Genomic DNA, 23,810 nt, shown 5'->3' on the forward strand with positions numbered 1-23,810 from the left:
GAGCTCCGATGACCCGATCGCCCGTCCAGAGGTGCCAGCTTGGTGGTGCTCGCATCACAGCGATGGCGCGTTCAGGCGAGCAGGCGAGGGTCGTCGACCTCCTCGCTTACCGTTCGATCACGAAGAGTATCTCTCATGTCAACCATAGCCATGCCTGAACCGGATGCCGGCGTCCTTGCGAGAGCACCCCAAATCATCGCGGCGCTTGAGGCTGCGCTGCCGGCAGGGACTGTCATCTCGAGCCCGGAGGAAACACGGGCCTATGAATGCGACGCGCTGACCGCGTATCGCTGTCCGCCTCTTGCAGTTGTGCTGCCGCGCACAACCGAGGAAGTGGCAACCGCCATGCGCGTCTGCCATGAGTTGCGTGTACCCGTCGTGCCCCGTGGAGCAGGGACATCGCTTGCTGGCGGCGCTTTGCCGACCGCGGACAGCGTCGTCATCGGCACCATGCGTTTGCGCGAAATACTCGAGGTCGACACCGCCAACCGCTTCATTCGTGTGCAGACGGGTGTAACGAACCTCGCCGTCAGCGCCGAACTGGAAGTCCAGGGCTTCTTCTACGCGCCTGATCCCTCTTCTCAGCTTGCTTGCACGATTGCCGGCAACATTGCGATGAATTCCGGTGGCGCCCATTGCCTCAAATATGGAGTTACGACGAACAACCTGATGGGCGTCCGGATCGTTATGGCCACGGGCGATATCGTCGAGCTTGGCGGCCCACTCCCGGGTGTGTCGGGCCTTGACCTCGTCGGTTTGATCTGCGGATCGGAGGGCCAGCTCGCCATTGTTACCGAAGCAACGCTCCGGATCGTGCCGAAGCCTGAAGGCGCACGGCCCGTACTGATCGGCTTCGATAGCGCGGAAACGGCTGGTGAGTGCGTAGGACGCATTATCCGATCGGGCCTGCTGCCCGTCGCGATCGAATATATGGACGACGTTTGCCTGCGTGCGGTCGAGGCCTTCGTCAAGGCGGGCTATCCGAATTGCGCAGCCGTGCTGATTGTCGAGGTGGAAGGCTCAGAGGCGGAAATCGACCATCAAATCGAGCGTATCCGTCTGATCGCCGAGGAGCTGAATCCGGTGGAGTTCCGTGCCAGCCGAACTGCCGAGGAAAGCTTGGCGATCTGGAAAGGGCGCAAATCGGCATTCGGGGCGATGGGCCGGCTCGGCGATTACCTGTGTCTCGACGGGACCGTGCCGGTCTCGAAACTTCCCCACACGCTCAAGCGTATTGGCGAGCTGTCGAAAGCGTATGGCTTGGAGGTCGCCAATGTTTTCCACGCAGGCGATGGCAACATGCACCCGCTGATCCTGTTCGACGCGAACGCGCCCGGCGAGCTCGAGCGAGCCGAAGAATTCGGCGCCGATATTCTACGGCTTTGCGTCGACGTAGGAGGCTGCCTGACCGGCGAGCATGGGGTCGGAATAGAGAAGCGCGACCTCATGACGAAACAATATACGGCCGATGACCTGGCGATTCAGATGGAAATCAAGAGCGTCTTCGATCCCGCCTGGTTGCTCAACCCAGCGAAGGTCTTCCCACTCGAAGTCAGTCAGCCACATCGTCACGCGGCAGCGAGATGCCCATGATAACGAACAGCAGCGATCACGCGGCGACAGTGGTTTCGCCGCCCAGCGAGGCGGAGTTGGCTGGTTTGATCGCCGAAAGCTATGCGCGGGCCGCACCCCTGCGCGTCGTCGGCGGAGGCACCCGTATCCGATCGGAGGCCATCGCCGCTGATCAGACCCTTACCTCGCGACGTCTTAGCGGTATCGTGACCTATGAGCCCGGCGCGCTGACGCTGATTGCGCGCGCAGGAACGCCTATCGAGGAAATCGAGGCAACACTTGCAGCCGAGGGCCAGGCGTTCGCGTTCGAACCGATGGACCATAGGGCGGTACTTGGCACCAAGGGGGCTCCCACAGTTGGCGGCATGGTTTCGGCCAACGTCTCCGGCCCGCGCCGAATACATGCGGGTGCTTGTAGGGATCATCTCCTTGGCGTGCGGTTCGTCGATGGCAGGGGGCGGGTCATCAGGAATGGTGGCCGGGTGATGAAGAACGTCACTGGGCTGGACCTTGGCAAACTGCTCTGCGGCTCCCACGGAACGCTTGGCGTGTTGACCGAGGTGGCGCTGAAAACGTTGCCTGCCGCGGAAAGCCAACAGACGCTGGCCTTTCATGCCACTTCAGTGAAGGAGGCAACAGAAATCTTTGCGACGGCACTCGCCACTCCCTTCGAGGTGTCCGGCGCCGCCTTTCGGTCCGGCACTGCCTGGCTCAGGATAGAGGGGCTTTCCCCGCAGGTCGATTATCGTCGCGAACGGTTGTCCGCACTCTTCCGCGATCGGGAGATCGACATAGTGGGCGAGCCTGACAGCCGGACGCTGTGGCGCAGATTGCGCGATCTGCACCACTTTGCGGGCTCGAGCGTACCGCTTTGGCGGATTCTGGTTAAGCCGAGCGAAGCTCCAGCGGTTGTGGCCCGTTTGCATGCGCTTGGCGGGGAGGTGTCGCTGGATTGGGGTGGCGGATTGATTTGGTTTGAGAGTAACGCCGATAGCGTTGCGATCCGCCGCGCAGCTGGTGTGGGGCAAGCTGCGCTGCTGGGCCGTGGCACGCTGCCGAACAGTAACAGTTTTCCGCCCGAAGGAGCCGCTGTAGCTCGGCTCTCAGCTGCATTGCGTCGGACTTTCGATCCCGCCGGAATTCTCAATCCCGGATTGATGGGTAAATGAGATGCAGACAAACTTCACCGACACACAGCTCGCCGATCCCGCCACGAGACGTTCGAACGAGATTCTGCGGTCTTGCGTCCATTGCGGCTTCTGCACAGCGACGTGCCCGACATACAAGGTGCTTGGCGACGAGCTCGATAGTCCGCGTGGTCGCATCTATCTGATCAAGGACATGTTGGAAAACAACAAGGTCCCTGACGAGCGAACGGTAACTCATATCGACCGCTGCCTTAGTTGTCTGAGCTGCATGACGACCTGCCCCTCGGGTGTGCATTACATGCATCTGATCGATCATGCGCGCGAGTATATCGAGAAGACCTACAAACGCCGGTGGGATGAAAGAGCTCTACGTTGGCTTTTGGCAAAAATTCTGCCGTATCCCGGCCGGTTTCGGCTGGCGCTGATCGGTGCAAGACTCGCCCGCCCTTTCAGGAAACTTCTCCCCGACGCTCGCCTGAGGGCCATGTTGGAGATGGCGCCCGACTTTATTCCGCCGGCCAGCGAGAATGACAGACCACAAAGCTTTTCGGCGATCGGCGCGCGTCGCAAGCGTGTTGCCCTGCTCATTGGTTGTGCGCAGCGCGCCCTGAACACGGATATCAACGATGCGACGATCAGGCTGCTACGCCGCCATGGCTGTGAGGTCGTAATCCCGAAGGGCATCGGCTGCTGTGGTGCTCTGACGCACCACATGGGCAAGGTCGAAGAAAGTCATGCAATGGCCGCGGCGAACGTCCGGGCGATTGTCCACGAACTCGACGGCGAAGGCCTGGATGCCGTGGTCATAAACACGTCGGGCTGCGGGACGACGGTGAAGGACTATGCCCATCTGTTGCGAGACCATCCGATCGCCGACGATGCAGCTCGCGTCGCCGCTCTCGCCAAAGACGTAACCGAAATCATGGCCGACCTCGGCTTGAACGACCCATTCCACGCCGAGCCGCTACGCGTGGCTTATCATGCTGCTTGTTCGCTGCAGCATGGCCAGCAGATCCGCTCCGCCCCGAAAGACCTGCTTCGGGCGGCAGGCTTCGAAGTCGTGGAGCCGCGCGACAGCCATATCTGCTGTGGATCTGCTGGGACCTACAATCTCATGCAGCCGGCGATATCTTCTGAACTCAAGGATCGAAAATTAGCGACGATCGAAGCCACTCGCCCTCAGGTGATCAGTGCCGGCAACATCGGCTGCATGATGCAGATCAGCTCCGCGACCGAAATACCTCTTGTTCACACTGTCGAATTGCTGGACTGGGCCACAGGTGGACCGAAACCCCGTAGCATCGCCAATGCCGTCACCGTGAAAATGCGGGAATTGCCAGCATGTAGGTGTTGAGGTTTCCGGCTATGGCGCTCCTAAACGCCGCGACACCATCTTCGCGGCATTCCTTACTCGTTCCCCGATTTGTTGCACTTGCCTGTCCGGCATTCTATGCGTTGGGCCTGAAACGGAAATCCCGGCCACCGCTTCGCCGTGCACATTCAAGATCGGGGCTGCAACACAACGCATCCCTTTGGTTCGCTCCTCGTCATCCAACGCATAGCCTCGGTCTCTCGTGACGCGAAGTTCTTCTTCCAGTTGAGCGACTGACCGAACCGTATTCGCAGTGAACCGCTCCAGGGTGGTCTTCTTGAAAAGTGAAGCGAGACGGCTGTCGTCATATGTGCTGAGCAACGCCTTTCCTATTCCCGAGGCATGCAGGGGAGACAGTGTCCCTGGCGGGAAGAATGCCCTGATCGATTCGTGAGTTTCGACCTGGCTGATGAAGAGGACATTGCCGTCCTTCTCGACGCCGAGGTTCGAGGTCTCTCCGGTCTCCAGCATCAGCTCCCGCATGATTGGGCGGCTGCGTTCCACAACGTTGGTACGACGAAGAAACGCGGAGCCGAGCCGATAGGCCTCGGGGCCGATGTGCCAGACCTGTCGATCGGGGCTGATCTCGACGAATTCACGACGTTCCAGCGTCGAAAGTACCCGATGCATCGTGGCGGCCGATTGACCGAGATGGGCGGCAAGTTCCGATAGCGTCAGTCCTTCGGGCGAGGCCAGAGCCTCTAGCACGTCCAAAGCGCGGTCGAGGGACTGAATGATGTTCGGGGACTCCGGAGCATTGAATGCTTTCGGACGCCCTCTTCGCCGCTTTACTACCTGCATCTTTTGCACCTCACCAATGTCATTGCTATCATTCAATAACACTCATGAAAAATCAATTCTCACAATGAAAAAATCTAATAGGCTGATATTATTTACTAATCGTCGTTGTATCACAATTTCGAAAAACAGTTTCAAAAAAATTTACCTCTAAACGCCGGCATGTTATCTCTCTTTCCAGCTCTAGGAGGACGCCCCATGTACCTGCAGAACCCGGTCTTCATTCCAGGTCCGACCAATATGCCGGAGGTGCTGCGTAAGGCGTCGGATATGCCGACTATCGACCATCGCTCGCCACTGTTCGGAGAGATTTTGCGGCCCGCCCTCGCAGGCGTGAAAAAGATCGTGAAGTCCGATGCAGCCTCGATCTTCGTTTTTCCTGCAACGGGCACGGGTGGATGGGAAACGGCGATCACAAACACCCTCAGTCCCGGCGACCGCGTTCTCGTGGCTCGCTATGGGATGTTCAGCCATCGCTGGATCGACATGTGCCAGAGGCATGGCCTCGACGTTAGTGTCATCGAGACGTCGTGGGGCAGCGGCGCCCCGGTTGATCGGTATGAGGAAATGCTGACCGCCGACAAGGCGCACCAGATCAAGGCCGTCCTGGTGACGCACAACGAGACGGCAACGGGGGTCAAGTCGGATATCGCCGCGGTTCGGCGCGCCCTTGATGCAACTCGCCATCCGGCCATGCTGTTCGTCGACGGCGTCAGCTCCATTGCTTCAATGGAGTTTCGCATGGACGATTGGGGCGTCGACGTTGCTGTGACCGGCTCACAGAAAGGCTTCATGCTGCCTGCTGGGCTGGCGATCACCGCATTCTCTCCCAAGGCCTTGGCGGCGCTCGAAACGGCGAAGCTGCCGCGCACTTTCTTCGACATTCGCGACATGTCGAAGAGCTATGAGAACAACGCCTACCCCTATACCCCCGCGGTCGGGCTGCTGAATGGCCTGAAGGTCTCGACGGAGATGCTGCTGGCGGAAGGCCTTGAGAACGTATTCGCGCGCCACAAGCGCATAGCAACGGGAGTTCGTGCGGCCGTGCGTGCCTGGGGTCTGGAGCTCTGCGCGAGGAGCGAGGACCTTTACTCGGACACTGTCAGCACAATTCGAACTCCTGACGGCTTCGACGCTACGTCCGTCGTTACCCACGCGGCGAAGAAATATGACGTCGCCTTCGGTGTTGGACTGGGAGAGGTCGCCGGCAAGGTGTTCCGCATCGGGCATCTCGGCAGTCTGACGGACGTGATGGCCCTTTCGGGTATTGCGACGGCGGAGATGGTCATGGCGGATCTCGGTCTCGCGATCAAGCTCGGTTCCGGGGTTGCCGCGGCCCAGGAATATTACCGTAGCAACCAGGTTTCAGCGGGCCGGGGAGCCGCCTGAGGGAGCTATGACGATGTATATCCCGACGCTTTTCGACGTGGATGAAGCGCATGCGCGCATCAAGCCGCACATTCATCGCACCCCGGTTCTCACCTCGCGTTTCATCAACTCCCTTGCCGGGGCGGAGCTTTTCTTCAAGTGCGAAAATCTGCAGAAGGCGGGCGCCTTCAAGGCCCGTGGCGCATCGAACGCCGTTTTCGGGTTGAGTGATGAGCAGGCAGCAAAGGGCGTTGCCACCCATTCCTCGGGCAATCATGGTACCTGTTTGGCCTATGCGGCGGGACGGCGCGGAATACCTTGCACCGTCGTCATGCCCCGTACCGCGCCGCAAGCGAAGAAAGATGCTGTCCGCGGTTACGGTGCCAAGGTTGTCGAGTGTGAGCCGTCAACATCCTCCCGCGAAGCGGTCTTTGCCGAAGTCGTCGCCGCGACCGGTGCGGAATTCGTGCATCCCTATAACGATGCGCGCGTCATCGCCGGTCAGGCAACCTGCTCGAAGGAACTGATCGAACAGGTCACGGGTCTCGATGCGGTGATCGCGCCGATTGGGGGCGGCGGCATGGTGTCGGGAACATGCCTCACGCTGTCGAACCTGGCGCCGCATATCAAGATCTACGCGGCCGAGCCGGAGCAGGCGGATGATGCATACCGGAGCTTCAAGGCCGGGCACATCATTGCCGACGACGCACCAGTCACCGTGGCTGACGGCCTGAAAGTGCCTCTCAAGGATCTGACGTGGCACTTCGTCAGGAACCACGTCACCGACATCCTGACGGCTTCGGAGGCAGAGATCGTCGACGCGATGAAGCTCATCTGGAAGCGAATAAAGATCGTCATGGAGCCTTCCAGCGCCGTGCCGCTCGCGACCATCTTGAAGAACAAGGATCTGTTCGCCGGCAAGCGTATCGGCGTGATCATCACCGGCGGCAACGTCGACCTTGACAAGTTGCCTTGGCAATAGGGGAGAGAAAGAGAGATGAATATGGAAACGAAGTTCGCAGGCATGGAAGTCGGCTACGATGTACCGGCTCTTCCCGGGATGAGCGTCAATGAAATCCAGACGCCGTGCCTGATCCTCGATCTCGATGCCCTCGAACGCAACATCCGCAAAATGGGCGACTATGCCAAGGCGCACAACATGCGCCACAGGGCGCACGGCAAGATGCACAAGTCGGTCGATGTTCTGCATCTCCAGCAGGAACTCGGTGGTGCGATCGGTGTGTGCTGCCAGAAGGTATCGGAGGCAGAGGTCTTCGTGCGCGGCGGGATAAAGGACGTGCTGGTGTCGAACCAGGTCCGCGAACCGCTGAAAATCGATCGTCTAGCACGCCTTGCCACGCGGGACGCACGCATCATCGTTTGCGTCGACGATCTGGCAAATGTCGCAGAACTGTCTGCAGCGGCGCAGAAACACGGAACAACGCTCGAGTGCTTCGTCGAGATCGATTGCGGTGCCGGCCGGTGCGGCGTGACCACCGCCGCCGCGGTCGTGGCGCTTGCCAAAGCTATCGACAGTGCTGCGGGTCTCAAGTTCGCTGGCATTCAGGCCTATCAGGGCGCCATGCAGCACATCGACAACTACGAAGACCGCAAGGCCAAGCTCGACATCGCGATTGCCCAGGTGAAGGATGCGGTCGCTGCCTTGAAGGTCGAGGGTCTGGAGCCCGAACTGGTGAGCGGCGGCGGCACCGGCAGCTACTATTTCGAGAGCAATTCCGGTGTATACAATGAACTGCAGTGCGGCAGCTACGCGTTCATGGATGCTGATTACGGTCGCATCCGCGATCAGGGTGGCAACAGGATTGATGGAGGCGAATGGGAAAATGCGCTCTTCATTCTCACCAGCGTGATGAGCCACGCGAAGTCGGACAAGGCAATTTGCGACGCCGGATTGAAGTCCCAGTCGGTCGATTCCGGACTGCCCTTCGTCTATGGCCGCACCGACGTCAAGTACGTGAAATGCACGGATGAGCACGGCGTCATCGAGGATCCGAACGGCGTGCTCAAGATCAATGAAAAACTTCGTTTGGTTCCTGGCCACTGCGATCCGACCTGCAATGTTCACGATTGGTATGTGGGCGTGCGGAACGGCCGGGTTGAAACGCTGTGGCCGGTCTCGGCCCGCGGTAAGGCCTACTGACCGTCAACGCGGGCATTGCCCCACTTCGCATCAATCGGAAGTTCGCAATGATTATCGTACCGGAAAATCAGATCGCCGGGCTGATTACTCCCGCTGATTGCCTTGTGGCGGTCGAAGGGGTCTTCGCCTCCATGGCCAAAAAGTCCGCCTACAATTTCCCTGTTATTCGCGAAGCCATCGGACACGCGGACGCGCTCTATGGTTTCAAATCGGGGTTCGACCGCGACAGTCTGGCCCTCGGCCTTAAATCCGGTGGTTTCTGGCCGAACAATGTTGAGAAGGGGCTGGCGAACCACCAATCGACCGTCTTCCTGTTTGACGCTGATAACGGCAGGTGCCGCGCCGTGGTGGGCGGCAATCTGCTGACGGCGCTTCGGACGGCGGCAGCCTCGGCTGTCTCGATCAAGTATCTTGCCCGTAAGGACGCGAAGGTGCTCGGCATGATCGGCGCGGGGCATCAGTCGACGTATCAGTTGCGCGCTGCGGTGGAGCAGAGGCCTTTTGAGAAAGTCCTCGCGTGGAATCTGCACCCCGAGATGTTGAGCCGTCTCGAAGAAGTCGCCAGGGAACTGGAGCTTCCGTTCGAGACCGTCGATCTCGATCGTCTGGGTGCTGAAGCGGACGTCATCATTTCGATCACCTCGTCCTTTGCCCCGATCCTCAAGGCCTCTCAGGTTCGCCCCGGCACACATCTCGCCTGCATGGGCACCGACACAAAGGGCAAACAGGAGATGGACCCCGAACTCATCGCTGCAGCAACGGTGTTCACCGATGAAGTCGCTCAGGCGGTCACGATAGGTGAATGCCAGCACGCGATTGATAAGGGGCTGATCAGCAAGGGCGACATCGTCGAGATCGGTGCGGTCATCACCGGTCGCCACAAGGGCCGTTCGTCACCAGAAGAGATCACATTGTTCGACGGAACGGGGGTCGGTCTCCAGGATCTGGCGGTGGCTTCTGCCGCTGTCGAACTCGCGCTCTCGAAAGGGACAGCGATCGAGGTGGATTTCTAGGCCATCGCGTCGCATTCTGAACGCCAGAGCTGTTCCGTCGGGACAGTAGGGGAGGGTCTCCGTGTCTTTGAAGCGTCGGGGGCTTTCGCCGCATGCTCGATACGAAGAAGGAGAAACATGGTAACGGTTTTCGACGCGGTCTCGGATCGGGCTCAGCGTATCCGCCATCCGGAAAAGGCGCACCGGCCGGATACGGAAGTGCTGCGCAAGCCGGACTGGATCCGCGTGAAGGCGCCGACCTCGAAGGGCTACCAGGAGACCCGCTCGATCGTGAAGAGCAACAAGCTCGTCACCGTCTGCGAGGAGGCCGGCTGCCCGAACATCGGCGAATGTTGGGACAAGAAGCACGCCACCTTCATGATCATGGGCGAGATCTGCACGCGCGCCTGCGCCTTCTGCAATGTGGCGACCGGCAAGCCGAACGCGCTCGATCTCGAAGAGCCTGCCAATGTCGCCAAGGCCGTCAAGCAGATGGGCTTGAGCCACGTCGTCATCACCTCGGTCGACCGTGACGACCTCGAGGACGGCGGTGCCGAGCATTTCGAGAAGGTGATCTTTGCGATCCGCGAGGCCTCGCCCACGACGACGATCGAAATCCTGACGCCGGACTTCCTCAAGAAGCCAGGCGCGCTCGAGCGGGTCGTCGCCGCCAAGCCCGACGTCTTCAACCACAACCTCGAGACCGTGCCGGGCAACTATCTCACGGTGCGCCCGGGCGCGCGCTACTTCCATTCGATCCGTCTCCTGCAGCGGGTGAAGGAACTCGATCCGACGATGTTCACCAAGTCCGGCATCATGGTCGGCCTCGGCGAGGAGCGGAACGAGGTGCTGCAACTGATGGACGACCTGCGCACCGCCGACGTCGACTTCCTGACGATCGGCCAGTATCTGCAGCCGACCCGCAAGCATCACAAGGTCGAGAAGTTCGTCACCCCCGAGGAATTCAAGTCCTACGAGACGGTCGCCTATACCAAGGGCTTCCTGATGGTCGCGTCGAGCCCGCTGACCCGCTCGTCGCACCATGCCGGCGACGACTTTGCACGGCTGAAGGCGGCGCGGGAGAAGAAGCTGGCCGCAGGATAGTTGACAGCCTCGGCTGGGGCATCCCGGTGGGTGAACGCAACGCATGCTGTCATTGCCATGGCTTCCGTACACGTCGACGACAGCAATCGTTTCCCCCAACGCTACCACACTGGCATGCGGCAATTTTGATCGCGACTCGGGACCGAGAGACGAATTCTGTGTTTCACATGTATCTATTCTTGCAGCAGGTAGCGAATCTCTCCAGTGCCGCCGAGGGCCACCGGGGCCGGTGACCGCGGGCGCCGCAAGCGCTCGGATTTGTCTGCAAGGATACCGCTGACGATCGCCGGGAGGGCGCCGGGATGCTTCAAGGCGTAGCCGATGGCGCTTCTAAAGCCGTCCTGGTTTTTGAGGTCGAGAAAATGCCGCAACTCGTAACGGTCTCGAACATGGCGTTCGTGGCGGCGCAACGCAGCCTCGGCGGCGGCGCCTAGCCGGGCTTCAGCAAGCATTGCCCGGTCGGCTTCGTAGAGACACTTCAAGTCGATCGTGCGGTGCCTGCCGCTCAGCGAGTTGCCGCGCACGAGGGCAGCGTATCCGCAGCTTTTGATGACCTTGTAGCGCGCGCCCTTTGCGAGCGCCCGGGCATAAAGGTTGTAGTCTTCGCCGAGGCGCAGCGTCTCATCGTAACGAAGCCCATGCTCATCGAGGAAGGCGCGTCGCATAATGGGTTTCAGGAAGCCGATTTCACCGCGGCGGGCGCCGTGCCGCGAGATGTTCCCTTCCACAAAACCGGCAAGGTCAATGAGCCGTGGACTCGGCGTGAACTGCTTAACCTCTGCAACCGCGGTCGCCGCTCGCTCGGCATCGATGAAGGCGATGTTGTCGGCGATCAAGTCCCAACCGTCCTCCGAAAGCAGTTGCCGCAGCCGGCCGGGGAGGAAGAAATCGTCCGCGTCCAGGAGCGCAAGAAGGGGGGATTGCGATATCGAAATCGCATAATTGCGAGTTGCAGACGGTCCGCGATTTGCTTCGAAGCGAACGACAGTCAGCCTCCCGGTCCCATCATCGGCAGCGCTGGCAACCGCCGCGGTTTCATCGGTTGAACCGTCATCAACGACGACGACTTCAGAGGTTTCGGGCTCGGAAAGTGCAGAGGTGATTGCTCTGGCGATCGTGTCGGCGGCATTCTTTGCCGCGATGATAATGCAAACGGCTGTCGGCGCGGCTGCGGTCATAAGGGGCTCCAGCATGTGATGCTCTGGCAGGAAAAGTGCGACCGGTCTACTGCACGACTCCGATCGACTTAGTGATTCAACGTGCGACAGCAAGCTCGGCAGTCACGAGCCGACCAGAGAGGAAATGATGTGCAATCATATGGCAGACACGTCAAAACGGCATGTCCAAGTCATCTTATTCCGTTCCCATTCAGAAGGGGCTCTCACCGTAATGACGCAGCCGGAGGCTCAATTCGCCCAGCCCCGTTGATTCAGCGACAACTTACCCCAGGAGAAGCTCATCGATGTGAACGTGGAAGTCGGCAAAAAAAGGGCATGGCAACGATTACATTGCTAGCGAATTGCGTGACGTCGGAAAACCAGCACAGGAGCGGGCGGCCCCATCGCCAGCGCCGGACGGGATTACTAGGGCCTGCGGACGCGTTGGAGGGCATACTTATCCCAGCGCGCTACGAGTTCGGTGGCAATAGGCGGCGGCGCGCTCGCGCCGACCGCCATGGTCCATCTGCCACACGAGTTTGAAGTTTTGCGCTGAATTCGAATCGCCGCGGAAATGAACCGTTCAATGCCGATGACGATCCCGAAGTCCTTACAACATCAGGCCGCCTGACCTGCGGCCTGGCCGGATTTTTTCTTAGATAGCCAACTCTCCACCGTCGATCCGGAACGTGGTCCCGGTAACAAACGAGGCCTCGTCAGATGCAAGATATGTGAAGAGACCCGCTACCTCTGCAGGCACGCCCATTCGGCGCATCGGAACCGTGGTTTGAAGAAATTCGTCGCGGAAGTCGTGTGCATTGCGACCGAAACGTGCACTCATGACTTCGAGATCGGAGAAATTAAGCGCCGTGTCGATTTGGCCGGGCGCCACGGCATTGGCGGTGATACCATATTGCGCCAGTTCCATACTAATGGCCCTCATTAGAGCGATCACTGCGCCCTTGCTAGCCGCATACGCTGTCGACGGCGCGTGTCCCTCGCCTCGTAGACCGGCAATCGATGACGTTGCGAGCAGTCGTCCTCCCTTGCCCGCCTCCACCATAACACTAGCGGCTGCACGGAGCGTTATCATCACGCCAATAAGATTGACCTCGATGACCTGCATCCAGGATTCGCGAGACCCGTGGATGAAATCTTCGATTTTACCGATCCCGGCATTGGCGACGCAAATATCGAGCCCGTTGAACGCGCGTGCGGCCTCAATTGCGCGGTCGATATCCGCCGCAACGGTTACGTCACCTTGCACCCACGTGAGCCGAGGATTGGGCGAGCTGGTTTCCACTGCGCGATCAAATGCAACAACCTTGGCACCCTCGCGCAGATATCTCTCAACGGTGGCCCTGCCGATACCATTTCCAGCACCGGTCACGATGGCAACTTTGTCTTGAAGAACGCCCACTTGGAAATTTCCTTTCTACATTAACTGATGCTGGTGTTCAGCTCGCTTGCGGCTGTTCGCAAGGCGAACTATTTTGTTGGGGATTCTCGGTATCCTCGACGAACAGGACATCATCCGGGCTCCAAGTCAGCACGACAGCTCGACCTTCATCCGCGGCATCAAACACTTCGGCGGCTGCAGATACATTGAGAAGCGCACCACTCTCCGACCGAACAAGCAGCTCATAGTTCAGCCCGGTGAACACCGCGCGTTCCACTGTCCCCTTGATCTCGTTTGTTGCCCCTGTGGGAGCACTCGATGAAAGTCGCGCTCGACCGCGGGGCAACACTGCTGCCAGCCGCGAATGCTGCGGGATGGCCGGCTGTACTCGTCCCTCCAAGACGATCCCGGAAGCCTCCAGGCGCGCATGACCTCCATCACGGCGGGTGGATCCTTTGACGATTGTCCCCAGGTTGATAAAGCGAGCCACGTGGGTCGAGCGTGGGCTGCGGTAGAGCGTTTGCGGAGTATCAATCTGTGCGATCTGCCCGCGGTCCATAATCGCGATCCGATCGGCCATTGCGCAGGCTTCTTCCTGATCGTGCGTGACATGGATGAAAGTCGTGTTCGTCTCCCTTTTTAAGGTGACGAGTTCCTCCTGCATTTGGCGGCGAAGGCTTAGGTCCAGGGCGCCGAGCGGTTCATCCAAGAGCAACACAGACGGCCGATTGGCGAGCGCGCGAGCCAGCGCCGCCCGTTGTTGTTGTCCGCCCGACAGTTCAGAGATTTTCCGATTTTCAAGCCCCCCAAGCCCCACCATCTTGAGGGCCTGAGACGACCGGTGATCTCGTTCAGAGCGCTGAGCGCCAGTCATTTTCAATCCAAAGGCTACATTGGCTCCCAGCCGCAGGTGGGGAAATAGTGCATAGCTTTGGAAGACGGTGTTCGTCGGACGCCTATATGGCGGAGCAAATGTCACATCTTTCCCGTCGATGAACACAGTTCCGGCATCAGGCTCGATAAAGCCGCCGATAATGCGAAGAGTAGTGGTCTTGCCGCAACCGCTTGGCCCAAGCAAAGCAAAGAGTTCCCCCCGCTCGACCTCGAAGGAGATGCCGTTGCTCCCTTCCCCGAGGGCTGGGCCCTGCTGTCCGGCGTAGCGTTTTGACAGGTTCGAGCATCGCAATGCAACGGACATAGTCTCAATCCTTGTGTTTTTGAAGATCACTGGGAACCGTTTTGATGGCATTAGGCGCAGGCACCGACGGACGACCTTTACCCCGTGTGGCAAGCAGCGCGCCCGTTACCAACAGAGCGAACGACACAAGGAGAAGGGACACCGATAACGCCACCACCGCAGGCGTTACGCTGAAACGCAACTGCCCGAATATATAAAGCGGGAGGGTGCTGTCAGCGCCAGTTACGAGCGCTGTAAGGATGAACTCATCCATAGACAAGGCGAAGGAAATCAATGCAGCGGCCACTATACCTGGCAAGGCTTGCGGTACCGAAACCCGAACTAGAGCCGTCATCGGCGGCGCTCCGAGGTCCATGGCCGCCAGTTCGAGGTTTGGATCGAGACCCTCGAGACGGATCAGCACAAGTAAGGTGACGACCGGCAACCAGAGAATGGTGTGACCGATGATAATCGTCCAGAGCCCACGTTCGATGCCGAGAGCATTGAGGCCGATAATGATCGCGAGTCCAAGCAGCATCGGCGGAAGAAAAAGCGGAACGGAGATAATCGCCAAACTTGCCTGGCGCCATTGGCCGTGACTTCTCGCGAGTTGCACCGCCGCAACCGTGCCGAGAGCGACGCTGATGCTAACGGACGCGAACGCTACGATCAAACTGTTGCGCAGGCTTTCCAGGAGAAGTGGATCGTCAAGGATCGCCGCAAACCAGTGGAATGTGACGCCATTGAAAGGGAAGCCGATCGACGTGTTGTCGTTGAGGGCCAGCACGACGAGAAGCCCGATCGGTGTGTAGAGAAATGCGAGGAATGCGATTGCGTACGCCTTGAGCACGGGCGATCTGGATGGATTGAATTGGCGTGAGAACGTTCCGACCTGGGCTGCTCCGCCTGTAACCTGACGGAGCACGAGCAGAAGCACAAAAACGACGACGAGGAGAATTAACGCTAACGCTGATCCAAAACCCCATTGAACCGAGGAACCAAACTGACGCTGGATGATGTTTGAGTAGAGGTATCCATCGGTCCCGCCGATCAATTGCGGCGTCACATAGTCGCCCAGGATTGTGATAGTGCTAAAAACGAAACCTCCGACGATACCCGTTCGAGCCACCGGCAGAGTTACGTAAAAGAGTCCCTGCCAAGGGCGTGCGCCCAGATCCGCTGCCGCCTCCAGAATGGTAGGATTCGTTCGCTCCAGCGCAATGAAAGTCGTAAGGAAAGCCAAGGGAAAAAGCAGATAGATGAAAGTGAGAACAATTCCCGAACTGTTCAGGCCAAGTATCCAAAGCGGGTTCTTAATCAGGCCAAAGTACATGAGGCCTTGATTAAGAAGTCCTGTGTCGCCTAAAAGGTTCATCCAAGCGAAGACTCTAATCAGGTAACTTGTGAAAAACGGTACGACCGCGACCAGTACCCAGATCAGCCGCCTTTCCGGCTGCACTTTCAGCGCAACGAAATAGGCAAAAGGGAAGGTCAAAATTACCGTAAGGGCCGAGGCGAGGGAAGCGAAGAGCAAGCTTCCGAGCAACGTTCCCCAATAGACCTCGCTTTCGAAAAAGCGGAGGTAGTTGGTAAAAGTCCACTCCCGTATGACCTCCTGATCCACGGTTGGCCACAGCGAGTAAACGATAAGAACAGCCATTGGTACGAACACGCCAACAACGATGACGGCCAAGGCAGGGAGACTAAAGACTGGGTTCTCAAGATCCGCAGCCAGTTTTTTGCGCCGTTTCGGTGGCGTGGGTGATGGATTCGGTCGGTCGTCGGGTATTATCTTCATGGGCACGGTATCGACGCTGGATCGCATGCTAGCCCCCTACAACCTGGTCGTATGCTTTCGCCCACGCCGCCGGATCGTCAGGCGGTCCCTGGAACAGAATTTTCTTTGCCATAGCGGGATCGTCTGCTCCGCGGTCGAGCAGATTGGCGGCGCCATCACCGCCCTTTGCCAGAACCCGCTCTGTTTCAGTTTTGCTGCACAGTGGGAATGAGTAGGTGTCATAAAGAAACGATTGCACCTCCGGGCCATTCCAAATTTCCATGAACTTTATCGCATTCGCCCGGTTTTTGGCGCCTTTGACGAGCTGGGGGCCATCTACCCAACCCAGGCTTCCCTCAATCGGGATTACACTTTGAGAGGTCTCTTTGCCCGCAACTTTGTTCACTCTGGCGGAGGCTGCAAGGTTCGACGACTGACCGACCCACGCCTTGCCAGTGCGGATTGCATCTTCGAAGGAGGAATCGCTTGGTGCGATCTGAAAGGGTTTCAATTTGGCCAGCGCCGCGGCTGCCGATTGCAGTTCGTCTCCAACCATCGCAAAAATTCGGTCTCGGGGAATCCCCAGGCTAAGGCCGGCTATTGTAAGGAAATCCTCCGGGCCGCCTTTCATGATTACTTTGCCCGCCGGCACACGAGGATCCCAAAGAGCCTTCCACGAGTAAGGCTCAGTCAGCGGCAGTTGCTCTTTATTCCATATCAGGCCAAATGAATCCCACATATTGGGAAAGAGCATGAGTCTGTTGGGTTCGACCACATAGGGGAAGGTCGTGTCCTCACGGAAGATCGGCCAAAGCCGGTCCCAGCCAGGGATTTCCTTTACGTCGAAGGCTTCGATCAGCCCCGCTTTGTAATAGGTCGGCGACCAGCCACAGTTGGCGAAAACAATGTCATAAGACCCGGCTCCCCCCGCTTTGAGTTTCGTGAACATGTCCTGATCGGTTTCCGCCGGGACGCCACGCATGTTCAATCCGGCCTTTTTCATAAAGGCGGCGATTTCAGGCGCCACGTAGCTCGACCATCCAAGGACTACCACCTCGTTTTCTGATGAGGAGCATCCAGACAGAGCGCCAACCGGACCTGTGGCTAAAGCGAGACCGGCTGTTCCTTTCAGAAAAGCACGACGTGTTGGGTGCATAGCACCGCTGATAGGATTCATCATAACGTTCCCTCTTTTTTGGTTGATGGAACGTTCCACGGATTGTGCTGTTCTGTCAAGCAGAATTCTTCGGCTGGCGAATTATCGCCAGCGCAAACCAAATCTCAGTGTGGAGCGCGTTCCGCTTTGAGGCGGCGCGAGAACGCGAAGACTTTTCGGCGCTGTCAGTTATCGCTCTTTAGCGAACATGTTGTACGGCGTTTCACCAAGCGCGATGCAAGGAGCACGCTTTCTGCGCCTTTGCCATTCTTATGCGCAATGCCAATAGCTAAATCGACCGCATTCTTTGCGAGCTCATCCATTGGCTGGGCAATCGTCGTCAGCGCAATCCGGCTATGCCCAGAAATTCCGACATCGTCGAAACCCACCAAGGAAAGGTCGTCTGGGATTGCGATATTCAAAAGATCGGCAGCCGAAATTATCTCTAGCGCGATACGATCAAGGGCGGCGACAATTGCTGTCGGCCGATCGTGCTGGCTTAGAAGTCCAATAATTTGGTTCTCGTACTCCTGCAGTGAGGATGAGGAACCACCTCGTTCGCGCAAGAGCAGCGAAGGGGAGATTGAAAGCCCCGCCTTCATCATCCCATCGACATAGCCTTGAAACCGGTTAGCCTCGATATGGGGTTCATCTGCAAGCATCATACTAACGAATGCAATTCGGCGGTGCCCGAGCCCGACCAAATGTTCAACTGCCTGCCTGGTCCCATCGCGCTCATCAACTGAAATCGACAACTCACCAGGCATGGTCACGCTGACAAAAACTCTCGGGATGTCATCGCCCAACAATTTCAGGGTACTGCTATCTGGTGATGAGAGAAACAGCACCGCTGCGACCCGCTGTTCGATCAGCGTCCGAAGCCGCTCGCTTTCTCGCTCAGGAAAGCCGCCGGTCGAGACCAACAAAATGCTGTGTTGCTGCTCGGCGGCGAATTGTTCAATAAACGCAGCCAATTCAGCGTGGAACGGGTTCTTCAAGTCGCCAACGACCACCCCCAATACCTTCGAACGCTGTCGCATCGAACGAGCACCCGCGTTCGGCCGATAACCGATCTTCGCGATTGTTCTTTGTACTCGCTCACGGATTTCAGGAGCGACGGTCCCTTTTCCTTGAAGGACGTTGGACACCGTAGACTTCGAGACGCCTGCGTGTAAGGCGACATCGATGATTGTCGGAGGCCTGCGCATCCTTTAGACCCTTGCGCTATTCCGGTGCACTTTCCATCAGGCGGTACATAAGACCCGCAAGTCGAATAGTAAATGGTGGCCCGATTTACAAGGTCTGCACCGGACTCGAAAGGACACTCAGGTCGCATCAGTGGGGTGTTATTGCCGCATCTAGTTGCAGCGACATACTCGTTGCTCACTCCAAGGGCGACTATCCACTGTGGGGCACCTCCACCGCTCCGACCGGCTTGCAATTCTCACCCGGAACGGTAGCGGCTTTGCTACCCGCCTCTATAGCGACCAGTGACGTGGTTGGCTTGGCGCTTTGGCGAACTTCGGAAACGGTAACGCGGCGTCCCACATGTTTCCCCCACCCCCGGACTCGAAATGCGAGAAATTCGTCATCCCAGCATCGATGAGCATGTGGCGTCAAAAAACATTGTCGCGTTCTTCAGGATCGTATCCCTACAGGTGGTGTAGCTCGGCGGTAGCGAAGCCGCTCGCGAGCGCGCCCTCAACAGCGCGGCGGCGTAGCGGTGGTCATCGATGTTCTTCGGTAGAGTCGGGTCGCTGACACCAACATGATTCGAAGGAACTACCGATGACCAACGACATGATGAATCTGCGTGCTCTCGTGGAGAAGTCCCCCTGACGCCGATCTTTTGCGCGAGATGATCGGCTTTGCCACCGAGGGGCTGAGTTGGAAGTGGGCACTGCAGCCGGTGCGGGATATGGCGAGAAGAACCCGCTGCGGTTGGCCCAGCGCAACGGTTACCGCGAGCGGGATTGGGAGACGCGCGCCGGGAGATGGATCTGATCCCGCAGTGCTGGGACAGTATTTGTCAGCATGATGCTGGGCCTCGATCGTCACGGCCTGCCGATGGATAGACACGCCGAACACGGTGCGAGACATTGCGGATGCACCTCTCACGCTCCTCGAACCTGGTGGGTAGCCGCAATAGACCGTGGCCTCGAGACTCAGCTTTGTGCCCGAAAGCGGCCTTTCGAACGCCGCGTTCTCGACGACAGCAACGGGGTCGACTCTGCTCGTTCGTGTAGGTCTCACCAGGGTGGAACGCGGTCATCCGCTGTATCTCAAGCGAGTGACAGCTTTTCCAAGGACAAGCTGTCGTCGGGCGATCGCCGCGTCTCCTCGTACCGGGTCCTCAGCGCGGTGATCATCCGAGATCCTTCTTTTGGCATGATCTTTGGTGTTTGACTCGCGAACCTCACTCTTCAACCTTCAATCTCCTGACGGACAAACGGTGAGCCGAAGGCGTTCTGCGATGCGACGCGGCGCACACTGCGACCCACCAAATTGTGTTGCGCTTGGTGCTGGGTGCCCATGCGGGGCATAAGATGGCTTGCAAGGCTCTGAGCGACATCAGTGGTTGATCGCCTTGACGATCTCCTCGGTGACCTTCTTGGCGTCGCCGAGCAGCATCATCGTGCCGTCCTTGTAGAACAGCGTGTTGTCGATGCCGGCATAGCCGGAGCCGAGCGAGCGCTTGACGAACAGGCAGGTCTTGGCCTTGTCGACGTCGAGGATCGGCATGCCGTAGATCGGCGAGGCCTTGTCGTCGCGCGCCGCCGGGTTGGTGACGTCGTTGGCGCCGATGACATAGGCCACATCGGCCTGGGCGAATTCCGAGTTGATGTCCTCGAGCTCGAACACCTCGTCATAGGGGACGTTCGCCTCGGCCAGGAGCACGTTCATGTGCCCGGGCATGCGGCCGGCGACCGGATGGATGGCGTATTTGACCTCGACGCCGGCCGCCTTCAGCTGGTCGCCCATCTCCCTGAGCGCATGCTGCGCCTGCGCCACCGCCATGCCGTAGCCGGGCACGATGATCACCTTCGAGGCGTTCGCCATCAGGAAGGCGGCGTCGTCGGCCGAGCCCTGCTTGACGGTGCGCTGGATGCCGTCGTCGCCGCCCGCGGCTGCCGTCTCGCCGCCGAAGCCGCCGAGGATCACCGAGACGAACGAGCGGTTCATGCCCTTGCACATGATGTAGGAGAGGATCGCGCCAGAGGAGCCGACCAGCGCCCCGGTGACGATCAACGCCAGGTTGCCGAGGGTGAAGCCGATGCCGGCCGCCGCCCAGCCGGAATAGGAGTTGAGCATCGACACCACCACCGGCATGTCGGCGCCGCCGATCGGGATGATGATCAACACGCCGAGGACGAGCGACAGGGCGACGATCAGCCAGAAGACCGTGGTGCTCTCGGTGAAGACCAGCATGATCACCAGCGCGACGAGTGCCGCCGCAAGGCCCGCATTGACGAGGTGGCGTGCCGGTAGGAGGATCGGCTTGCCCGACATGCGGCCATCGAGCTTCAGGAAGGCGATCACCGAGCCGGTGAAGGTGATCGCGCCGATGGCGACACCGAGCGACATTTCGACCAGCGCCTGCGAATGGATGTCGCCGATGGCGCCGATGCCGAAGCTTTCCGGCGCGTACATCGCCGCGGCCGCCACCATCACGGCAGCGAGACCGACCAGCGAGTGGAAAGCGGCGACGAGCTGCGGCATCGAGGTCATGGCGATGCGCCGCGCGATGACGGCGCCGACACCGCCGCCGATGGCAAGGCCGACGACGATCATCAGAAAGCCGCCGATCGACGGCAGGGCGAGCAGCAGCGTCGTGACGATGGCGATCGCCATGCCGATCATGCCGTAGGCATTGCCCCTGCGGCTGGTGGTCGGATGCGACAGGCCCCTGAGCGCCATGATGAACAGCACGCCGGAGACGAGGTAGAGGAAGGCTGCGAAGTTAGCGTTCATCGGCCCGCCTCACTTGTCTTTTTCTTGTACATGGCGAGCATGCGCTGGGTGACGAGAAAGCCGCCGAAGATGTTGACCGAGGCGAGCACCAGCGCGACGAAGCCGAAGCCGGTGGCCAGCCCCGAGGCCGAGATGCCGACCGCCAGGAGCGCGCCGACGACGATCACCGAGGAGATCGCATTGGTGACCGCCATCAACGGCGTGTGCAGCGCCGGCGTCACCGACCAGACGACGTAGTAGCCGACGAAGATCGCCAGCACGAAGATCGCCAGCCGGAAGACGAACGGATCGATCGCCCCGCCGGTGGCGCCATGTGCCACCGCGCCGGCCGCGTCCGGCACGTATTCGGCCGCGGTCCTCACCGCCTCCACCGCCCGTTCGAGGTCGGTGAGCGCCTTGTCGAGAAGTTCGTTCGCCATTTACTTGTCTCCCCCATTCGCGCCGCCGAAGGCCGAATGCACGACCGCACCGCCGTGGGTCAGCGCCGTCGCCTTGACGAGTTCGTCCTCCATGTTCACCGCCAGCGCTTTCGTTTCCTTCGAGACCATCGTCTCCAGGAAGGTGACGAGGTTCTTGGCATAGAGGAGCGAGGCCGACGCGGCGATGCGGCCCGGCACGTTGAGATGGCCGACGACCTTGACGCCGCCGCGTTCGACGACCTGGCCGGCTTCGGCGCCTTCGACATTGCCGCCGCGCTCGACGGCAAGGTCGACGACGACCGAGCCGGGCTTCATCGCATCGAGCATCTCGCGGGTGACCAGCCGCGGCGCCGGCCGGCCGGGGATCAGCGCCGTGGTGATGACGATGTCCTGCTTGGCGATGTGCTCGGCGACCAGGGCCGCCTGCTTCGCCTGATAGTCCTTCGACATTTCCTTGGCGTAGCCGCCGGCGGTTTCGGCCGCCTTGAACTCCTCGTCCTCGACGGCGATGAACTTGGCGCCGAGCGAGGCGACCTGCTCCTTGGCCGCCGGGCGAACGTCGGTGGCCGATACCATGGCGCCCAAGCGCCGTGCGGTGGCGATCGCCTGCAGCCCGGCGACGCCGGCGCCCATGACGAACACCTTGGCCGCCGGCACCGTGCCGGCCGCGGTCATCATCATCGGCAGGGCCCGGTCGTATTCATGGGCCGCGTCGATCACCGCCTGGTAGCCGGCGAGATTCGCCTGGCTGGACAAGACGTCCATCGATTGCGCCCGGGTGATGCGCGGCATCAGTTCCATCGCGAAGGCGGTCAGCCCGGCTTCAGCCATCGCGGCGATCGCCGCGTCGTTGCCGTAGGGATCCATGATGGCGATGACGATGGCGCCGGATCGGTAGCCGGTAACTTCCTCGGCCGTCGGCCGGCGCACCTTGAGTATGACGTCGGCGCTCTTCGCGTCCGCCGCCGTGCCGATCCGCGCACCGGCCTTCTCGAACTCCGCATCCGGCACGCGCGACCGCATGCCCGCGCCGGCTTCAACGACGACGTCGACGTCGAAACCCAGTGACTTCAGCTTCCTGACGCTCTCGACCGAGCCGGCGACGCGGCTCTCTGCCGGGTCACGTTCTTTCGCAATAAATAGTGATGGCACGGGAATTTTCCTTGACCGGCTGCTACAGAGAGAGGGCTAGAGAGCCCCTTCCAGTTCCGGAAGCGCTTCGAAGAGATCGGCGACGAGGCGGTAGTCGGCGACCTGGAAGATCGGCGCCTCCTCGTCCTTGTTGATGGCGACGATCACCTTCGAATCCTTCATGCCGGCGAGATGCTGGATGGCGCCGGAAATGCCGCAGGCGATGTAGAGGTCGGGGGCGACCACCTTGCCGGTCTGGCCGACCTGCCAGTCGTTCGGGGCATAGCCGGCATCGACGGCGGCGCGCGATGCACCGACGGCGGCGCCGAGCTTGTCGGCGACCGGCAGGATGACTTGCTGGAACTTCTCAGACGAGCCGAGCGCCCGGCCGCCGGAGATGATGATCTTCGCCGAGGTCAGTTCCGGCCGGTCGGAAGAGGAGAGTGCGTCCGAAACAAACATTGACCGATCAGAGAAAGAGGCTGCCGTCGGGACCTGTTCGACGGCAGCCGAGGTGCTGCCTCGTGAGGCAGACGGGAAGGCGGTGGTTCGCACGGTGATGACTCGCTTTGGCTCGCTTATCTGTACCGTCTGGACGGCGTTGCCGGCGTAGATCGGCCGCTTGAAGGTGTATGGCGAGATCACCTCGATGATCTCCGAGACCTGCGAGACATCGAGAATTGCCGCAACCCGCGGCATGACGTTCTTGCCGACCGAGGTGGCGGCTGCAACAAGCGTGTCGTAAGAACCGGCCAGCGAGACGATCAAGGCGGCGAGCGGCTCGGCCAGGTTGTTGGCGAGCGAAGCGTCGTCGGCGATCAGCACCTTGGCGACGCCGGCAAGCTTGGCGGCCTGCTCGGCAACGCCCTTGATGTTGGAGCCGGCGACGAGAACGTGGACGTCGCCGCCGATCTTCGTCGCGGCGGTCAGCGCCTTCGCCGTCTGGTCGGAAAGGTGGGTGGCGTCGTGGTCAGCCAGAAGCAGAATGGCCATAATGGAAATCTCCCTTTCCTTAAAACTTAAAGCACGCCGGCTTCGGACTTGAGCTTCTCGACCAGCTCGGCGACCGACTTGACCTTGATGCCGGCCTTGCGGCCGGACGGCTCT

At 59.8% G+C, this 23,810-nt stretch carries 19 protein-coding genes and 2 pseudogenes; 9 read left to right on the forward strand and 12 right to left on the reverse strand.

Features of this window, described 5'->3' with window-relative positions; all coding sequences use genetic code 11:
- Positions 1–135 precede the first annotated feature (135 nt).
- The 3 genes from ATC00_RS27440 to glcF are packed head-to-tail and all read left to right on the forward strand — an operon-like array spanning position 136 to position 4,074.
- Complete coding sequence (locus ATC00_RS27440) at positions 136–1,593, forward strand: FAD-linked oxidase C-terminal domain-containing protein (protein ID WP_064255178.1); 1,458 nt, start codon at positions 136–138, stop codon at positions 1,591–1,593.
- Positions 1,584–2,741 (forward strand): FAD-binding protein, encoded by a 1,158-nt coding sequence (locus ATC00_RS27445; RefSeq protein ID WP_064255179.1) that lies wholly within the window; start codon positions 1,584–1,586, stop codon positions 2,739–2,741. Before ATC00_RS27440 ends, ATC00_RS27445 begins: the two co-directional genes overlap by 10 nt.
- Before the next feature lies 1 nt (position 2,742).
- The gene (glcF, locus tag ATC00_RS27450) at positions 2,743–4,074 is read left to right on the forward strand and encodes a glycolate oxidase subunit GlcF (protein ID WP_064255180.1); all 1,332 of its coding nucleotides are present in this window, start codon (positions 2,743–2,745) and stop codon (positions 4,072–4,074) included.
- Between the two features lie 9 nt (positions 4,075–4,083).
- Here the strand turns inward: glcF and bhcR are convergent, their stop codons facing one another.
- Positions 4,084–4,893 carry an HTH-type transcriptional regulator BhcR gene (bhcR, locus tag ATC00_RS27455; RefSeq protein ID WP_064255197.1) on the reverse strand — a complete coding sequence of 270 codons (810 nt, stop codon included), beginning with the start codon at positions 4,891–4,893 and terminating at the stop codon, positions 4,084–4,086.
- Positions 4,894–5,088: 195 nt separating this feature from the next.
- On the opposite strand from bhcR, the gene bhcA reads away from it, so the two are divergent.
- The 5 genes from bhcA (at position 5,089) to lipA (ending at position 10,515) form a co-directional block, all read left to right on the forward strand.
- Entirely contained in the window at positions 5,089–6,279 is a 1,191-nt protein-coding gene (gene bhcA / locus ATC00_RS27460) for an L-aspartate--glyoxylate aminotransferase BhcA (protein ID WP_064255181.1), read from the forward strand.
- A gap of 13 nt (positions 6,280–6,292) precedes the next feature.
- Positions 6,293–7,240, forward strand: a complete 948-nt coding sequence (gene bhcB, locus ATC00_RS27465; RefSeq protein ID WP_064255198.1) for a beta-hydroxyaspartate dehydratase BhcB — start codon at positions 6,293–6,295, stop codon at positions 7,238–7,240.
- A 15-nt stretch (positions 7,241–7,255) separates the two neighbouring features.
- Complete coding sequence (gene bhcC, locus ATC00_RS27470) at positions 7,256–8,419, forward strand: 3-hydroxy-D-aspartate aldolase BhcC (RefSeq protein ID WP_064255182.1); 1,164 nt, start codon at positions 7,256–7,258, stop codon at positions 8,417–8,419.
- A gap of 47 nt (positions 8,420–8,466) precedes the next feature.
- A complete protein-coding gene (gene bhcD, locus ATC00_RS27475; protein WP_064255183.1) occupies positions 8,467–9,432 on the forward strand; it encodes an iminosuccinate reductase BhcD in 966 nt (321 codons plus the stop codon).
- A gap of 117 nt (positions 9,433–9,549) precedes the next feature.
- Positions 9,550–10,515 (forward strand): lipoyl synthase, encoded by a 966-nt coding sequence (gene lipA, locus ATC00_RS27480; RefSeq protein ID WP_064255184.1) that lies wholly within the window; start codon positions 9,550–9,552, stop codon positions 10,513–10,515.
- Between the two features lie 173 nt (positions 10,516–10,688).
- Here the strand turns inward: lipA and ATC00_RS27485 are convergent, their stop codons facing one another.
- The 6 genes from ATC00_RS27485 to ATC00_RS27510 all read right to left on the reverse strand — a co-directional run bounded on the left by ATC00_RS27485 (position 10,689) and on the right by ATC00_RS27510 (position 18,389).
- Positions 10,689–11,693, reverse strand: coding sequence for a glycosyltransferase family 2 protein (locus ATC00_RS27485; protein WP_064255185.1), 1,005 nt, complete (start codon positions 11,691–11,693; stop codon positions 10,689–10,691).
- Positions 11,694–12,327: 634 nt separating this feature from the next.
- Positions 12,328–13,092: an SDR family NAD(P)-dependent oxidoreductase gene (locus ATC00_RS27490; protein ID WP_064255186.1), complete on the reverse strand. Its 765-nt coding sequence runs from the start codon at positions 13,090–13,092 to the stop codon at positions 12,328–12,330.
- 37 nt (positions 13,093–13,129) lie between these two features.
- A complete protein-coding gene (locus tag ATC00_RS27495; protein ID WP_064255187.1) occupies positions 13,130–14,269 on the reverse strand; it encodes an ABC transporter ATP-binding protein in 1,140 nt (379 codons plus the stop codon).
- A 4-nt stretch (positions 14,270–14,273) separates the two neighbouring features.
- Positions 14,274–16,073, reverse strand: a complete 1,800-nt coding sequence (locus ATC00_RS27500; RefSeq protein WP_064255188.1) for an ABC transporter permease subunit — start codon at positions 16,071–16,073, stop codon at positions 14,274–14,276.
- A gap of 1 nt (position 16,074) precedes the next feature.
- Positions 16,075–17,205, reverse strand: a complete 1,131-nt coding sequence (locus tag ATC00_RS27505) for an ABC transporter substrate-binding protein (protein ID WP_072642933.1) — start codon at positions 17,203–17,205, stop codon at positions 16,075–16,077.
- 161 nt (positions 17,206–17,366) lie between these two features.
- Entirely contained in the window at positions 17,367–18,389 is a 1,023-nt protein-coding gene (locus tag ATC00_RS27510; protein WP_064255190.1) for a LacI family DNA-binding transcriptional regulator, read from the reverse strand.
- 580 nt (positions 18,390–18,969) lie between these two features.
- Here ATC00_RS27510 and ATC00_RS31735 point away from each other — a divergent pair.
- Positions 18,970–19,173 (forward strand): annotated as a pseudogene (locus ATC00_RS31735) (transposase); the annotation flags it as partial.
- 579 nt (positions 19,174–19,752) lie between these two features.
- Here the strand turns inward: ATC00_RS31735 and ATC00_RS27515 are convergent.
- The 5 genes and pseudogenes from ATC00_RS27515 to ATC00_RS31740 all read right to left on the reverse strand — a co-directional run.
- Complete coding sequence (locus ATC00_RS27515) at positions 19,753–21,153, reverse strand: NAD(P)(+) transhydrogenase (Re/Si-specific) subunit beta (protein ID WP_064255191.1); 1,401 nt, start codon at positions 21,151–21,153, stop codon at positions 19,753–19,755.
- Positions 21,150–21,572: an NAD(P) transhydrogenase subunit alpha part 2 gene (locus ATC00_RS27520; RefSeq protein WP_014765963.1), complete on the reverse strand. Its 423-nt coding sequence runs from the start codon at positions 21,570–21,572 to the stop codon at positions 21,150–21,152. The genes ATC00_RS27515 and ATC00_RS27520 overlap by 4 nt, the downstream gene beginning before the upstream one ends.
- On the reverse strand, positions 21,573–22,724 hold the full coding sequence (locus ATC00_RS27525) for a Re/Si-specific NAD(P)(+) transhydrogenase subunit alpha (protein ID WP_064255192.1): 1,152 nt from the start codon (positions 22,722–22,724) through the stop codon (positions 21,573–21,575). It lies immediately after the preceding gene.
- Between the two features lie 36 nt (positions 22,725–22,760).
- The gene (locus ATC00_RS27530; protein ID WP_064255193.1) at positions 22,761–23,696 is read right to left on the reverse strand and encodes an electron transfer flavoprotein subunit alpha/FixB family protein; all 936 of its coding nucleotides are present in this window, start codon (positions 23,694–23,696) and stop codon (positions 22,761–22,763) included.
- A gap of 26 nt (positions 23,697–23,722) precedes the next feature.
- Positions 23,723–23,810: pseudogene (locus tag ATC00_RS31740) on the reverse strand (electron transfer flavoprotein subunit beta/FixA family protein); the annotation flags it as partial.

Origin of the sequence: Sinorhizobium americanum (assembly GCF_001651855.1) — a bacterium.
GTDB classification, from domain to species: Bacteria; Pseudomonadota; Alphaproteobacteria; order Rhizobiales; family Rhizobiaceae; genus Sinorhizobium; species Sinorhizobium americanum.